The sequence below is a fragment of the Ruegeria sp. YKSF131 genome, from assembly GCF_059612645.1.
Genome location: NZ_JBXWQZ010000031.1, coordinates 1 through 13636 on the forward strand (window position 1 = coordinate 1; position 13636 = coordinate 13636).

15 protein-coding genes are annotated in these 13636 nt (G+C 57.2%); 9 read left to right on the plus strand and 6 right to left on the minus strand.

Annotated elements, in window-relative coordinates:
* The coding region (locus AC2FLZ_RS12585; RefSeq protein WP_496882230.1) for a carnitine 3-dehydrogenase at positions 1-1162 on the plus strand (1162 nt) is incomplete at its 5' end.
* A complete protein-coding gene (locus tag AC2FLZ_RS12590) occupies positions 1159-1917 on the plus strand; it encodes an SDR family oxidoreductase (RefSeq protein WP_480624475.1) in 759 nt (252 codons plus the stop codon). The genes AC2FLZ_RS12585 and AC2FLZ_RS12590, both read left to right, overlap by 4 nt.
* A 1-nt stretch (position 1918) precedes the next feature.
* Here the strand turns inward: AC2FLZ_RS12590 and AC2FLZ_RS12595 are convergent, their stop codons facing one another.
* Together AC2FLZ_RS12595 and AC2FLZ_RS12600 are read right to left on the minus strand one after the other, a co-directional pair.
* Positions 1919-2101, minus strand: a complete 183-nt coding sequence (locus AC2FLZ_RS12595) for a hypothetical protein (RefSeq protein WP_480493037.1) — start codon at positions 2099-2101, stop codon at positions 1919-1921.
* Positions 2102-2180: 79 nt separating this feature from the next.
* Positions 2181-3050 carry a helix-turn-helix domain-containing protein gene (locus tag AC2FLZ_RS12600; RefSeq protein ID WP_496714814.1) on the minus strand — a complete coding sequence of 290 codons (870 nt, stop codon included), beginning with the start codon at positions 3048-3050 and terminating at the stop codon, positions 2181-2183.
* Between the two features lie 108 nt (positions 3051-3158).
* Here AC2FLZ_RS12600 and AC2FLZ_RS12605 point away from each other — a divergent pair, with 108 nt between their 5' ends.
* The 3 genes from AC2FLZ_RS12605 to AC2FLZ_RS12615 are packed head-to-tail and all read left to right on the plus strand — an operon-like array spanning position 3159 to position 5181.
* Entirely contained in the window at positions 3159-3362 is a 204-nt protein-coding gene (locus tag AC2FLZ_RS12605) for a DUF2061 domain-containing protein (protein ID WP_267366130.1), read from the plus strand.
* Positions 3355-4257: a fatty acid desaturase gene (locus AC2FLZ_RS12610; RefSeq protein WP_480553713.1), complete on the plus strand. Its 903-nt coding sequence runs from the start codon at positions 3355-3357 to the stop codon at positions 4255-4257. The genes AC2FLZ_RS12605 and AC2FLZ_RS12610 overlap by 8 nt, the downstream gene beginning before the upstream one ends.
* A 21-nt stretch (positions 4258-4278) precedes the next feature.
* Positions 4279-5181, plus strand: a complete 903-nt coding sequence (locus AC2FLZ_RS12615; RefSeq protein WP_480517307.1) for an EamA family transporter — start codon at positions 4279-4281, stop codon at positions 5179-5181.
* Here the strand turns inward: AC2FLZ_RS12615 and AC2FLZ_RS12620 are convergent.
* From AC2FLZ_RS12620 to AC2FLZ_RS12635, 4 genes are all read right to left on the minus strand, one after another.
* Positions 5178-6524, minus strand: coding sequence for a DEAD/DEAH box helicase (locus AC2FLZ_RS12620; RefSeq protein WP_480517305.1), 1347 nt, complete (start codon positions 6522-6524; stop codon positions 5178-5180). The two genes, AC2FLZ_RS12615 and AC2FLZ_RS12620, sit on opposite strands and share 4 nt — an antisense overlap.
* A gap of 186 nt (positions 6525-6710) precedes the next feature.
* Entirely contained in the window at positions 6711-7640 is a 930-nt protein-coding gene (locus AC2FLZ_RS12625) for a glycosyltransferase family 2 protein (protein WP_496882231.1), read from the minus strand.
* On the minus strand, positions 7637-8380 hold the full coding sequence (locus AC2FLZ_RS12630; RefSeq protein ID WP_496808743.1) for a hypothetical protein: 744 nt from the start codon (positions 8378-8380) through the stop codon (positions 7637-7639). The genes AC2FLZ_RS12625 and AC2FLZ_RS12630 overlap by 4 nt, the downstream gene beginning before the upstream one ends.
* 49 nt (positions 8381-8429) lie before the next feature.
* Positions 8430-10034, minus strand: a complete 1605-nt coding sequence (locus AC2FLZ_RS12635; RefSeq protein WP_480493041.1) for a peptide chain release factor 3 — start codon at positions 10032-10034, stop codon at positions 8430-8432.
* Positions 10035-10143: 109 nt separating this feature from the next.
* Between AC2FLZ_RS12635 and AC2FLZ_RS12640 the strand changes: the two genes are divergently transcribed.
* From AC2FLZ_RS12640 to AC2FLZ_RS12655, 4 genes are all read left to right on the plus strand, one after another.
* The gene (locus tag AC2FLZ_RS12640) at positions 10144-10506 is read left to right on the plus strand and encodes a SnoaL-like domain-containing protein (RefSeq protein WP_267366520.1); all 363 of its coding nucleotides are present in this window, start codon (positions 10144-10146) and stop codon (positions 10504-10506) included.
* A gap of 72 nt (positions 10507-10578) precedes the next feature.
* Positions 10579-11358 (plus strand): SDR family oxidoreductase, encoded by a 780-nt coding sequence (locus tag AC2FLZ_RS12645; protein ID WP_496882243.1) that lies wholly within the window; start codon positions 10579-10581, stop codon positions 11356-11358.
* A 2-nt stretch (positions 11359-11360) separates the two neighbouring features.
* Positions 11361-12473, plus strand: a complete 1113-nt coding sequence (locus tag AC2FLZ_RS12650) for a YhaZ family DNA alkylation repair protein (protein ID WP_496882232.1) — start codon at positions 11361-11363, stop codon at positions 12471-12473.
* A gap of 106 nt (positions 12474-12579) precedes the next feature.
* On the plus strand, positions 12580-13629 hold the full coding sequence (locus AC2FLZ_RS12655) for a methyltransferase domain-containing protein (RefSeq protein WP_496882233.1): 1050 nt from the start codon (positions 12580-12582) through the stop codon (positions 13627-13629).
* The last annotated feature ends 7 nt before the right edge of the window (positions 13630-13636 follow it).

Consider the following 13636-nt stretch of genomic DNA (forward strand, 5'->3'; position numbering starts at 1 on the left):
GGCTTGCGATCCGGGCGCGATCATTGGATCCTCGACAAGCGGGTTCAAGCCGTCCGAACTTCAGGACGGAGCGCTGCGCCCCGAGCAGATCGTGGTGACGCACCCCTTCAACCCGGTTTACCTGCTACCTTTGATCGAGCTTGTACCAACGGACAAGAACCCGCCCGAGATGATCAAACAGGCCCAGGACCTGTTGAAATCGCTTGGGTTCTTCCCGTTGCATGTCCGAAAAGAGATCGATGCGCATATCGCCGACCGGTTCCTGGAAGCTGTCTGGCGCGAGGCGCTTTGGCTGGTCAAGGATGGCATCGCGACAACCGAAGAAATTGACGAGGCCATCCGTATGGGTTTCGGCATCCGCTGGGCGCAGATGGGTCTGTTCGAAACCTACCGCGTGGCCGGGGGCGAGGCGGGGATGCGGCATTTCATGGCGCAGTTCGGGCCTGCCTTGAAATGGCCTTGGACCAAGTTGATGGATGTTCCCGAGTTCACTGACGAACTGGTCGATTTGATCGCCAATCAATCTGACGCACAATCCGGGATGCATTCGATCCGAGAGCTGGAGCGCATTCGCGATAACAACCTTGTCGGTATGATGCGGGCCCTCAAGGCGCAGAATTACGGCGCGGGTGCGGTGCTGAACCAACATGATGCACGGTTGAAACCCGGAGCGCTGCCGACGCTGGGTCAAGCGGACCTGAGCCAGCCCATCCTGACCCTGTCGCGGGCTGTTCCTCTGGACTGGACGGATTACAACGGCCACATGAACGAAGCGAAATATCTGGAAGCCTTTGCCGCCGCCACCGATCGGTTCATGGAAATCATTGGATGCGATGCGGATTACATCGCCTCGGGTGGCAGCTATTTCACGGCGGAGAACCATATCCGTTATGTGGATGAAGCTCATGCTGGTGCCAAAATCGACGTGCGCACGCAGATGCTGTTGGGGCAGGGGAGGAAGCTGCACGTGTTCCACAGCATGTACGAGGGCGACAAGCTGCTGGCCACGGGCGAAAGTTTTCTGCTGCATGTCAGTCTGGAAACCCGTCGCCCCAGCCCGCCATCTGCTGAAATTGAGGTAGCTATGACGCGGGTTGCCGAGGCTCAGGCCGGGTTGCCTTACCCCGAAGGCGCAGGCGCGGCGATCAGGAAGCCTTCATGACGCGCCGGGTTCTGGTGACGGCTGGCGCGTCAGGCGTCGGCCGGGCCATGGCCGAGGCGTTTGACGCTGTTGGCTATGACGTCCGGGTCACGGATATCGATCAGGCGGCGTTGGATTCTTTGCCCGAACATTGGACCAGGCACCGAGCGGATGTTGCGGACGAGGCTGACATGCGCGCGGTATTTAACGCCATCAGGTCGACGGGCGGGTTGGATGTGCTCTGCGCCAATGCCGGTATTGCCGGCCCGACAAATGCTATTGAGGAAATTGATCTGGACGCGTGGCGTGCTTGTGTCGCGGTCAATCTGGACGGTGCTTTTCTGGCGGCAAAATATGCAGCGCCGCTGATGAAATCGGCGCGGGCGGGCAGTATAATTCTGACCTCGTCGACAGCCGGGCAGTATGGCTACCCGTTCCGTGCGCCCTATGCGTCGGCAAAATGGGCCGTCATTGGGTTGATGAAGACGCTGGCCATGGAGTTGGGGCCCTATGGCATTCGTGCCAATGCCATTTGTCCGGGCGCAGTTGAAGGCCCTCGGATGGAAGGCGTCCTGACCCGTGAAGCCGCAGCCAAGGGCATGACCCGTGACGAGGTCTATCAGGGCTATGCCTCTGGCACCTCAATGGGGCGCTTCGTCGAAGCGCAGGATGTCGCCAATATGGCAGTATTCCTTGCCTCGGATGCGGCACGTCTGGTTTCAGGTCAGGTGATCGCGGTGGATGGTCACACGGTCAACCCGGACCCGAAACTGTAACTCAGCCTTGGTTTGGACCACGGATCTGGCGGATGGTCCGACGGACCGCTTGCCAGTCCTGGGCCTCTTGCCGATTCCCGGCAGCTTCGCAGTCGCGCATTTTTTTCGCGGCTTCGGCCTCGGCTTGGTCTCCATGGGCGGCAAAAAGTGCACGTGCGTATTGAGCGGTTTGAATTGCGTCCATTCCTGTGCTCCTCCGTCTGTGTTCGGAATGCCTTATGGTTCGCGCCATAGTAAAATAGCACAGGTTGAGCGCTGCTGCATCACCCGTCGCGGGAAACCGCCGTTCTGAGGCAACGCAGGTGGTTTGGAAAATCCCGGGCGACCACTTCGGCCTCACGTACCAGCGTGTCGAAATGGCGTGAGAATGTCTCGATCCGATCCCGGTCGCGGAAGGCCATATAGTGACTTCCCGCGTAGAATACACAGAGTAGCGGGCCGAAAATCGTTACCGGTGCCGAATAAAGCCGTTTTGCGTCAAACAGATAGATGCGCATCCGCGGATAGAGCTGTTCGCACAGCGCCAACAGGTGATCGATCTGTTCCAGCCGAACCTCTGGGCTGAGATCTTGATAATACCCGGTGCCGTTTGCAAAGCTTTCGATTTCGAATAACGGCATGGCGATCTCATAGTCCGACTGGGCGCTGCGCATCCAAGTCAGACGATCCGCCGACGCGCCGATGGCTTGATCAGCGGTCCGGCCCAGATGCGGGGCGTATTCCCATTCCAGTATCGCACGCGTCTTGAGCATGTCGGGCAAGGTGGCCGGGACATAGCGGATTTTGTACCCGGCGGCCTCCTGATGCCACTCGAAGATACGTTCATCGACAAGGGCGCGGGGGGCCTCGGTAAAGGTCAGCGAGCTTGCCAGAAGCTCAGCCGCGCTTTCCGGCCTGTCGGAAAGGCTCAGCAACCAGTCGGCCGATACACCAAGCGCCGCTGCGCATCCGCCAACAACATGTGCGTTGGGCAACCGAGCACCATTATCTGTCAGCAATTGGGAAACGGTCGAGCGGTCAACGCCAATATAGCGCGCAAGGGCACTTTGGCTGACATGGCGCTCTTCCATCGCGCGGGCTAGGCGGAGACGAAACTGGGAGGCGCGATCGCGCTTGTCGATATTTCCCTGCATGTCATGATTTTTATCACTGTTGTTGAATTTTGTTAATCATATTCAGAATTTCCAATACTGGGGTCCGGATGTAACGCTTTTGAGTAAGAAAAAGGAACGGGGTTCGGAATGGAAACGCGGCGAAGATCAGTCGTGAAAGCAATCGTTTGGAATGCGATGGGGTTGGCGATCATGACAATGGTGGGCTTGTTGGCAACAGGCTCGGCCGCTGTAGGAGGGGCGCTGGCGTTGGTGAACACGGCCATCGGCCTGACGATGTACGTGATTTACGAAAGAATCTGGGCGAACATTTCGTGGGGACGAAATGGCTGATCCCACTGCACCCAAATCACCCGAATGGGGCACGTTATTCCTGATTGTCTTGTGTTATGCGGCATGGCTTGCCGGTTTGTTTTGGTTGGCGCTTGCATCCTTGTGGTTGGCAGTCCCGGCTCTGGGTGTCGTTGCGGCTCTGCATTCGTCACTGACGCATGAAGCCCTGCATGGGCACCCCTTTCGTGCCAAATGGCTGAACGAGACGTTGATGGCACTGCCGTTGACATTGGCCATTCCGTATAGCCGCTTTCGGGACCTGCATCTGGCGCATCATCAGGATGCCACCCTGACGGACCCTTATGACGACCCGGAATCGAATTATCTGGACCCGCATATCTGGTCGGGATTGCCGCGGCTGGCGCAGATGATCTTGAGCCTGAACAACACGCTGTTGGGGCGGATGGTGTTGGGTCCTGCTCTTGGTCAGGTTCTGTTTATGCGGGACGAATGGCGTGGATTTATGCGCGGGGACAAGGCGATCCTGCTAGGATGGGCTTTGCATTTGCCCGGTGCGGCGGCGGTGCTGTGGGTGGTTGCGCAATCGGCCATGCCGGCCTGGGCCTATCTGATCGCAGCCTATCTGGGGTTGTCGCTTTTGAAGATCCGCACGTTTCTTGAACATCGTGCACATGAAAAATCCCGCGCCCGCACGGTAATCATCGAAGATCGCGGACCTTTGGCTTTTCTTTTTCTGAACAATAACCTGCACGTCGTTCATCATATGAATCCGGCCGCTCCTTGGTATCGCCTACCTGCATTGTACCGGGACGGAAAGGACAGGTACTTGGCTTGCAATGAGGCTTATGTTTACCGGTCCTATACACAGATCTTCCGGCAGTATTTCGTTCGCGCAAAAGACCCTGTGCCACATCCTCTCTGGCCAAAGCCTTGATTTATCGACACAACGGGTGGCATGAGTCTCTGGATTCCTGTCACCATAGCCGCCGCCAGTTTTCAGACTGTGCGTTTCATGCTGCAAAAGTCCCTGGCCAGCGTGAAGCTGTCTGCTGCAGGTGCAACTTTTGCGCGGTTTGCCTATTCTATGCCGTTGGCCGTTATCGGGCTATGTGTTGCGTTGCAGATAACTGGGGCGAGCATGCCTCGGCTCAGCAGTTTGTTCTGGCTTTACGCGGTCATCGGCGGGACAGCGCAAATCCTTGCTACGATCTGCGTGGTGGCGCTGTTCAAACAACGCAATTTTGCCGTTGGAATTACCTTCAAGAAAACCGAAGTGATCCAGACCGCGATTGTTGGCTTTTTGATCCTGGGGGACAGTGTATCGCGCGGCGCATTGTTCGCGATCCTGTTGGGGTTGATGGCTGTGCTTTTGTTGTCAAAAACACCCGGAGGGGACGGACCCTGGTGGCGCCATCTGACCAATCGGGCTTCGCAATTGGGGCTTGGATCAGGTGTTTTGTTTGCGTTTTCCGCCGTCAGCTATCGTGGGGCTTCACTGCAACTGGGCGATATCGATGCGTGGTTCCGGGCGCTGGTAACACTGGCAGCGGTGGTGACATTCCAGTTTACCAGCATGGGAATATGGCTGCTGTGGCGCGACCGCGCAGAACTGCACGCAGTCTGGCAGACGCGGAATACCGGAGTGTTCGTCGGCCTGACCAGCCTCGGTGGCTCGTTTTGCTGGTTCTGGGCCTTCACCTTGCAGAATGCGGCTTACGTCAAAGCTCTGGGGCAGGTAGAGTTGATCTTTAGCCTCATGGCTTCGATCCTATTCTTCCGAGAAACGATCACCCGGCGCGAGATCGCCGGGATGATGTTGCTTGGGTTCTCGATTTTAGCGCTTGTGCTGGCAATCTAGCTGGCGCGACGTTCGTCAAAGCTAAGCGCGATGAAGCTGGGCAGGTGATCTCCCATGCCCACGACGGCCTGGCCGGTGCCTTCCTTGCGCCCACGACTGTGCCCCTTCGGCTCACGATATTTTTTACCTTCTTTCATGCTTTCGGGGGCCTTGGCCTTCTTCTCGGGCTTCGGCTGTTCGGGCTTGGGCTCTTCCTGAACCGGGTTGTCTATGCGCGGGATGTCTTTCTGGATCAGCTTTTCGATCGCAACCAGTGCTTTTTCGTCGCGTCCCGAGCAGATTGTGATGGCCTTGCCTTCGCGCCCGGCGCGACCGGTGCGGCCAATGCGGTGCACATAATCCTCGGGGTGGCTGGGGACGTCGAAGTTGAACACATGGCTGACAGCCGGAACATCCAGACCGCGTGCCGCCACGTCTGAGGCGACCAGCAGGCGCAAGGACCCGTCACGGAATCCATCCAATGTTTTCATCCGCTGCGACTGGTCCAGATCGCCATGGATGGCGGCGGCGTCGTAACCGTATTTCTTCAGCGACTTGGCGCAGATATCCACATCTGTCTTGCGGTTGCAGAAGATGATCGCGTTGGTGCATTTGTCACCTTCGGCATCGATCAGCGCGCGCAGAAGGCCGCGCTTGTTGCTGGCCTCGCGGTCACGGCGCCCACCTTTGAACATGACGACGCTCTGTTCGATGGTTTCGGATGCGGTGGCCTGGCGGGCCACTTCGATCCGGGCAGGGGCCGACAGGAACGTATCGGTGATCCGCTCGATCTCGGATGCCATTGTCGCTGAGAAGAACAGGGTCTGCCGGGTGAATGGTGTCAGTGAGAAGATGCGCTCGATATCGGGGATGAACCCCATATCCAGCATCCGGTCCGCCTCATCCACCACCATGATCTGAACACCGGTCAGCAACAGTTTGCCGCGCTCGAAATGATCCAGAAGACGGCCCGGCGTGGCGATCAGTACGTCGACGCCCCGGTCGATCAGGGCATCCTGTTCCTTGAAGCTGACGCCGCCGATCAACAGTGCTTTGGTCAGTTTCAGGTGCTTGGTGTAGGTGTCGAAGTTCTCCGCTACCTGCGCTGCCAGCTCACGCGTGGGGCATAAAACCAACGAACGTGGCATACGTGCACGTGCGCGACCGCGGGCCAACAGTGTGATCATCGGCAGAACAAAGCTGGCGGTTTTGCCAGTACCAGTCTGGGCAATGCCCAAAACATCGCGCCCTTCCAATGCGGGTGGAATCGCACCTGCCTGGATCGGAGTTGGGGTTTCGTATCCGGCTTCCTCAATGGCTTTGAGGACCTTCGGGTTCAGGTTCAGTTCGTTAAATTTTGTCATGTAAGTCCGGTTTAATGCGGACACTTGACCTGGCCCGCGCGTATAAGATGTGCCGGGCCCGGATGGCCATGCCCGTGATGCGGCATATCGGCTTGGACGCGGACATAACAAATACGTGGGTCGGGGTCAAATGAAGACCGCAGCATCTTGGTTTGATTGAAACAGGTTCGAGTTTTGCGCAACAATTCAGCAGCTTCCGGGAAAGTGTTTCGCCAGTTTCCCGTCCAGATTCAATGCGCGGTGGCGGATCAGCCCATTCTGCTCCAGCCGGGCGCGGACTTCTGGGTCAGCGCCGCTCATCTCGTTGAAGAACGCGCGCAGCCCATCCTCGCCGTGTTCGCATTCAATCCAGCTGAGCAATTCATTCTTGTTCAGCCCCCCCATCTCGCGCGGGGCATTCGGGGCCATACCAGCCTGATACGAGCCGCGATCCATGCGGAACGGATAATGTGCGATCCAGTGATCCCAGTCCGGCGCGTGGCGGTGGCATAGATCGACCTGAGCAAGCTCGTATTTGCACGGTAGCAATTTCCCGTTCTGAAACAGGTTGTGGATACGAAAACTCAGACGTTTCAATCCCGTGCGCACAAACAACTTGCCCTGTACATGGCTTAGGAACCCGCCAAGGACGAAAGCCCCATAGTTGGGATAAAGCATCTCAATCAACTCTGTACGGGCCGGGCTTTGTGGCACATGAGCCTTGTACAGGTCTTCACCGCCTGCCAGCGCCTCGATTGGGCGGACACGGGCGGCGTGAACCTTGTCCGGAATATCGCGCAACACATCCGAGATTGGGGTCGGCGACCACAGAAACTCGTCAACATCGATATGGACCAGCCAATCCAGGTGCGTGTCGCGATAGGTGTATGTCGCGTTGACCGATTGGCGAACTTGGTGCTTTTCCGGTCGCGTGCGTTTTAGCTTTTGCCAATAGGCGTCATCGCAAACCATTACGCAAACACCGGGATGTGCCTTCAGCGCCTCGAACGTGCGCTGGTTCGGTTCATCCAGATAGATATAGATGGTCTCGGCGCCCAGATCGAGGTGATGGGCCACGAACCGAAGGACATCTTCGGTCGGGCCCCTGACCATCGACACGACACCCCATGTGGTCATGTGCGCTGCGCGCGCACTTCGCGCATGCGTTTCAGGCGCCGAAAGATACCGCCGGGATCTCTGTTGAGCTCGGTCATCAAGTGATCGACCAGCGGCGCGATGGTGGTATCGCTTAGGGCCTTGGTCCAGACCGGAGCAATCAGATTGACATCCAGTCCGCCACTTCCAAGGGAAAACCCTTTCATCTGAAAGGGCAGCGGGACACTTCTCAAATTCTGGTGTTGAAACGGTGTTTCCGGGGTCAGCCCCGAAAAGCGCCTTTCGAACTCATATAGCTTCATCATGCCGAACAACATGCGCAAAGCGTGACCAACCTCGCGCTGAGTTGCAGTTTGACCGTGGTCCGCAAAGGTCTGAACCGACGAGACCAGCCATCGCAAATCAAGCGTGGACAGAAGGTGGTCCGACTGTTCGTCCCAAAGGCGACAAAACAGAAGCGGGGCGTGACGCGGGAAGGACCGCTTTCGCAAGTTCGAGATCAGCTGGGCATTCAGGAAGGCAAGTTCCGAGTTTCCGACAAATTCCCGCGCAATCTGAGCACGCTTGCGATCCCAACTTGTACTGGGCTTCGGCGGGGGCACAGTCGCACTTTCGGGCAATGTTCGACCGGCCAGTTCAATAAGGTCAATGTCAAGGTCAGGCAAAGAGGTGGTGCCGAACTGAAACGGGCTGCGCCGGTTCTCATACCTGTCCAGCATGTCTGGAAGACCGCCGAGGAAAGTCAGTTCATCCTTGTTCATGCGCGCAGAATTGCACAGGCTGACTCGGCTGTGCAATCAGTCAGTTGGATCACACCATCATCTCTTTGGTGGCGGTCAGATTCAGGGCGGGATAGTCCCGAACCACCCGGTCGATGTCCCATTGCAGCCGGGTCAGATAGACAATGTCGCCGTCATGGTCGTGCGCGATGTGCTGCTTGTTTGCATTCACAAACTTTTCGACCTCAGCCTTGTCACCGCTGACCCAGCGGGCCGAGGTGAACTGAGACGCCTCGAAACGCACAGGCAAGCCGTATTCCATCTCGATCCGGCTGGCGAGCACCTCGAATTGCAGCGCGCCGACGACACCCACGATAAAGCCTGACCCAATTGAAGGTTTGAACACCTTTGCCGCGCCTTCTTCGGCAAACTGCATTAGGGCCTTTTCCAGATGCTTGGCCTTCATCGGATCACCCGCACGGACGCCTTGCAGCAGTTCCGGCGCGAAAGAGGGGATGCCGGTGACGCGCAGCGCCTCACCTTCGGTCAGCGTGTCACCGATGCGCAGCTGGCCGTGGTTGGGAATGCCAATGATGTCTCCGGCCCAGGCCTCTTCAGCCAGTTCCCGGTCAGATGCCAGAAACAGCACTGGGTTTGAAATCGCCATCGGTTTCTTCGACCGCACATGGGTCAGTTTCATGCCGCGTTTGAAATGGCCTGATGCCATGCGGACAAATGCCACCCGGTCGCGATGCTTGGGGTCCATATTGGCCTGCACTTTGAAAACAAAGCCTGCGACCTTCTTTTCATCCGGCGAGATCTGGCGGGGTTCGGCTGATTGCACCTGCGGCTGTGGGCCATATGCGCCGATGCCTTCCATCAGTTCCTTGACGCCGAACGAGTTGATGGCCGAGCCGAACCAGATCGGGGTCATATGCCCTTCAAGCACCGCCTGCGGGTTCAGCGCGGGCAGCAACTCGCGCGCCATCTCAACCTCTTCCAGCAGCTTTTCCAGCAGATGCGCAGGAACATGTTCCGACAGTTTCGGGTCATCAAGCCCGTTAATTTCGATGCTCTCGGCCACCTTGTTGCGGTCGGCGCGGTCCATCAGCTCCAGCCGGTCACGCAGCATGTCGTAACAGCCGATAAAATCGCGACCCACGCCAATCGGCCACGCGGCGGGGGAGACGTCGATGGCCAGCATCTCTTGAATTTCGTCGATGATCTCGAACGTATCGCGGCTTTCTCGGTCCATCTTGTTACAAAATGTCAGGATCGGCAGATCGCGCAGGCGGCAGACCTCGAACAGCTTTTGCGTCTGGCTTTCGACACCCTTCGCGCCGTCGATCACCATCACGGCCGCATCCACGGCCGTCAGCGTGCGGTAGGTATCTTCCGAGAAATCGCTGTGGCCGGGCGTGTCCACCAGATTGAACCGGAAATTCCCGTAATCGAAAGACATTGCCGAGGCCGAGACCGAGATGCCGCGATCCTTCTCCATCTGCATGAAGTCCGAGCGTGTCCGCCGTGCCTCGCCCTTGGCGCGCACCTGACCAGCCATCTGAATGGCTCCCCCGTAAAGCAGGAACTTTTCCGTCAGCGTCGTCTTGCCCGCATCCGGGTGCGAGATGATGGCGAATGTCCGGCGACGGGCAATCTCGGGCGGCAGGGTAGGTTGGTTCGAGGTATCAAGCATGACCGCGCGTATAGGCGGGGAATCCTGCCGAAGCAAGACAAAGGGGCTGGTTCGAATCATAGGCTTGTGGCAATAAGAACATATAGTGAACAAATTGTGGAGAAGACCAATGGATTTGAAAGAGATTGCCAACGAGTTGGTGGCCGGCTGCCGCGAGGACCGCGCCAAGGAAAATCTTGAGAAATTGTATGCGTCAGACGCAGTTTCTGTTGAAGCGGTCGATTACTCAGGCATGGGGCGCGAAATACAGGGGCGTGATGCGATCCGAGGCAAACATGAATGGTGGGAAGGCGCCCACGAGGTTTCGGGCGCTTCGGTCAGCGATCCGTTTGTACACGGCGAAGACCGTTTTGCGGTGATTTTCGAAGTGCAGGGCAAGGTAAAGGAAACCGGCGAAGCCTTCGATATGCGTGAAGTGGGTGTCTATCACGTCGCAGATGGCAAGATCGTGCGGGAAGAGTTCTTCTACTGATCCCAAGCCATTTCTGGTCTTCCCTGTCTGGCCGATGCTAGACATGCGGCAATGACTGACAGGGAGGATCCGATGGATCTTGGCATAAAAGGAAAGCGCGCGCTGGTCTGTGCCAGCAGCAAAGGGCTGGGTTTGGGCTGTGCCGAGGCTTTGGCTGAGGCTGGCGTAAATCTTGTGATGAATGCGCGTGGTTCGGACGCTTTGGAGAGCGAGGCGGCACGCCTCAGGTCAGAGCATGGCGTCGAGGTACAAACAGTCGCTTGTGACGTGACGACTGCGGAAGGGCAGGCGAAGGTGATCGAAGCGGCGCAGGGCGTTGATATTCTTGTGACAAATGCCGGTGGACCGCCGCCGGGGTTATGGTCGGATTGGGAGCGTGATGATTTCATCAAGGCGCTGGATGCCAATATGTTGACCCCCATTGCGTTCATGAAAGCGCTGCTTCCCGGAATGATGGACAAAGGTTGGGGGCGGGTGGTGAACGTCACCTCACAATCCGTGCGCGCGCCAATTGCGGTGCTGGGGCTTTCGAATGCAGCCCGCACGGGTTTGACCGGATATGTCGCAGGAACTTCACGCCAGGTTGCACCGCATGGCGTGACCATCAACAACCTGCTGCCCGGCATTCACGCTACGGATCGTGCGGATGCGCTGGACAGCGGCGTGGCTTCCCAGCAAGGCATCTCGATCGAAGACGCACGCGCAAACCGTTCGGCAACCATTCCCGCGCGACGCTATGGAACACGGCAGGAATTCGGGGCTGCCTGCGCGTTCCTGTGCTCTCATCATGCGGGGTTCATCGTTGGTCAGAACATTCTACTGGATGGTGGCGCAACCAATTTGACGATGTGACCATGGCACAAGGGTTTTCGTTGAAAGATCAGATGTTCAACGCTGAGAAAGTAAATTATCTCAGCGGTTTGTTTTCCGATTCTCATGCAGAATTTGATGCCCCGGCATTCCGATCTGCGGTCATGTCGCGATTGCTGGAGTTAGAGCTGAAGGATCGGATCATCTGGATCGCCACATGCCTGCAACAGGCGGTACCCGGTGATTTGCCTGCTGTTGCCCCGACGATCCTGCGTGCCTTGCCTGCACCTTTGGACCCGACGAAGACGGATGACGACTTTGGCGATTTCATCTTTGCGCCGGTCGGTGAGTGGGTGGCGACCATAGGACTTGAGCATACCGATCTGGCATTGGACGTGATGGAGGAACTGACACAGAGGTTTTCCATGGAATGGGCAATCCGACCGTTCCTTAACCACGACCCGGACCGGGTATTGAGGCGGATGCAGGACTGGTGCTCTCATGACAGTTACCATGTGCGCAGGTTGGTCAGCGAAGGCACGCGCCCCCGATTGCCATGGGGGCAGGCGGTTGGATTGGGTTTGCAGGACCCGCTGCCGTTGCTGGACAATTTGCACATAGATGCGACGCGATATGTCACCCGGTCCGTATCCAATCACCTGAATGACATCACCAAGAAAGACCCGGATCTGGTATTGGATCGTCTGAAGGCGTGGCGCAACCAGGGTCATCAGACTCAGGACGAACTGGACTGGATGACGTCACACACCCTGCGCGGGCTTGTGAAAGCGGGGCATCCCGAAGCAATGAAGATGTTAGGCTATGACCCGGACGCGGACATCGAGGTCGCGGTCAACCTTAATTCGGAAGCTCAGATTGGTGACGCTCTGGCCTTTTCCGTCGCTTTGAAAGGGGTCGGAGAGCTGCAAGTTCTGGTTGACTATATCATTCATTTTCAAAGACCTGGCGGGAAAATCTCAGCCAAGGTGCACAAGTTGAAGCAGGCGGCTTTGAAGAACGGGAAACTGACGCTGGAAAAACGCCACAAGTTGAAGGGTGATGCCACAACGTTCAAGTTGGTTCCCGGCGCGCACCGGCTGGAGGTTCAGGTAAATGGCAAAATTCGTGCAGGCGTGGACTTCGACCTGCTTGGGTAAAACCGCGCGGGACCGCTCACGCTTTCGTCAAAAACGCCTTCCCCGGATTGCGAACCCCCGGCGGCTGCATTAGCTCGTACATGACCATTTGCGAGGGAAAAGCGCGATGAAACATGAATCGGTGCAGAACTATTATGGTGAAGTCCTGCAAAGCAGTGCTGACTTGCAGACCAATGCGTGCTGCACGCCTGACGACATGCCCGACCATGTCAAAAAGATCCTTTCAAAGATTCATGACGACGTTCTGTCTCGCTACTATGGCTGCGGTCTGATTGCCCCACTTGACCTTGAAGGCATGTCGATCCTAGATCTGGGGTGTGGGGCCGGGCGGGATGTATATGCCTTGTCCGTCATGGTCGGTAAGACGGGCCGGGTAGTGGGTGTCGACATGACGCCCGAACAACTGGACGTCGCCCGCGCGCATCAGGATTATCACGCCGAGGCATTTGGATATGCCCGCAGCAATGTGGAATTCCATCACGGCTATATAGAAAAACTGGATGAGCTTGATCTGGAACCCGGATCGTTCGATATCATCGTCTCGAACTGTGTCATCAACCTGGCCACGGATAAGAATGCGGTTCTGCGCGGCGCACATAGGTTGTTGAAAGAGGGCGGCGAGATGTATTTCTCGGATGTCTATGCAGACCGCCGTATTCCGCAGGCGATGGCCGAAGACGAAGTTCTTTATGGCGAGTGCCTGTCCGGCGCGCTTTATTGGAATGATTTCCTGTCAATGGCTCGAACGGCCGGTTTCGGCGACCCGCGCCGCGTGACACATCGTCCGCTGACGATCGAAAATCCCGTACTGGAAGAGCGTGTTGCGCCGTTGAAGTTCCTGTCCGCGACATACCGTCTGTTCAAACTACCTGCATTGGAACCGGCTTGTGAAGATTATGGGCAAGCCGTGATCTATAAGGGAACCGTGCCAAACGCACCGCATGAATTTGGTCTGGATGACCACCACGTTATAGAAGCCGGCAAGGTGTTTCCGGTTTGCGGCAATACCTGGATGATGCTGAAAGAAACGCGATTTGCCCGTCATTTTGACTTTATCGGCGATTTTTCGACCCATTATGGTATTTTCGAAGGCTGTGGTGGCGAAAGCCCGTTTGAAGCCATGGGTGCATCTGTCGCTTCTGGCGGGTGTTGCTGATCCCTTG

Excerpts from the sequence above, each read along its gene's own strand:
- AC2FLZ_RS12590 (WP_480624475.1), top strand. The coding sequence starts at position 1,159 with ATGACGCGCCGGGTTCTGGTGACGGCTGGCGCGTCAGGCGTCGGCCGG.
- AC2FLZ_RS12595 (WP_480493037.1), bottom strand. The coding sequence starts at position 2,101 with ATGGACGCAATTCAAACCGCTCAATACGCACGTGCACTTTTTGCCGCC.
- AC2FLZ_RS12600 (WP_496714814.1), bottom strand. The coding sequence starts at position 3,050 with ATGCAGGGAAATATCGACAAGCGCGATCGCGCCTCCCAGTTTCGTCTC.
- AC2FLZ_RS12605 (WP_267366130.1), top strand. The coding sequence starts at position 3,159 with ATGGAAACGCGGCGAAGATCAGTCGTGAAAGCAATCGTTTGGAATGCG.
- AC2FLZ_RS12610 (WP_480553713.1), top strand. The coding sequence starts at position 3,355 with ATGGCTGATCCCACTGCACCCAAATCACCCGAATGGGGCACGTTATTC.
- AC2FLZ_RS12615 (WP_480517307.1), top strand. The coding sequence starts at position 4,279 with ATGAGTCTCTGGATTCCTGTCACCATAGCCGCCGCCAGTTTTCAGACT.
- AC2FLZ_RS12620 (WP_480517305.1), bottom strand. The coding sequence starts at position 6,524 with ATGACAAAATTTAACGAACTGAACCTGAACCCGAAGGTCCTCAAAGCC.
- AC2FLZ_RS12625 (WP_496882231.1), bottom strand. The coding sequence starts at position 7,640 with ATGACCACATGGGGTGTCGTGTCGATGGTCAGGGGCCCGACCGAAGAT.
- AC2FLZ_RS12630 (WP_496808743.1), bottom strand. The coding sequence starts at position 8,380 with ATGAACAAGGATGAACTGACTTTCCTCGGCGGTCTTCCAGACATGCTG.
- AC2FLZ_RS12635 (WP_480493041.1), bottom strand. The coding sequence starts at position 10,034 with ATGCTTGATACCTCGAACCAACCTACCCTGCCGCCCGAGATTGCCCGT.
- AC2FLZ_RS12640 (WP_267366520.1), top strand. The coding sequence starts at position 10,144 with ATGGATTTGAAAGAGATTGCCAACGAGTTGGTGGCCGGCTGCCGCGAG.
- AC2FLZ_RS12645 (WP_496882243.1), top strand. The coding sequence starts at position 10,579 with ATGGATCTTGGCATAAAAGGAAAGCGCGCGCTGGTCTGTGCCAGCAGC.
- AC2FLZ_RS12650 (WP_496882232.1), top strand. The coding sequence starts at position 11,361 with ATGGCACAAGGGTTTTCGTTGAAAGATCAGATGTTCAACGCTGAGAAA.
- AC2FLZ_RS12655 (WP_496882233.1), top strand. The coding sequence starts at position 12,580 with ATGAAACATGAATCGGTGCAGAACTATTATGGTGAAGTCCTGCAAAGC.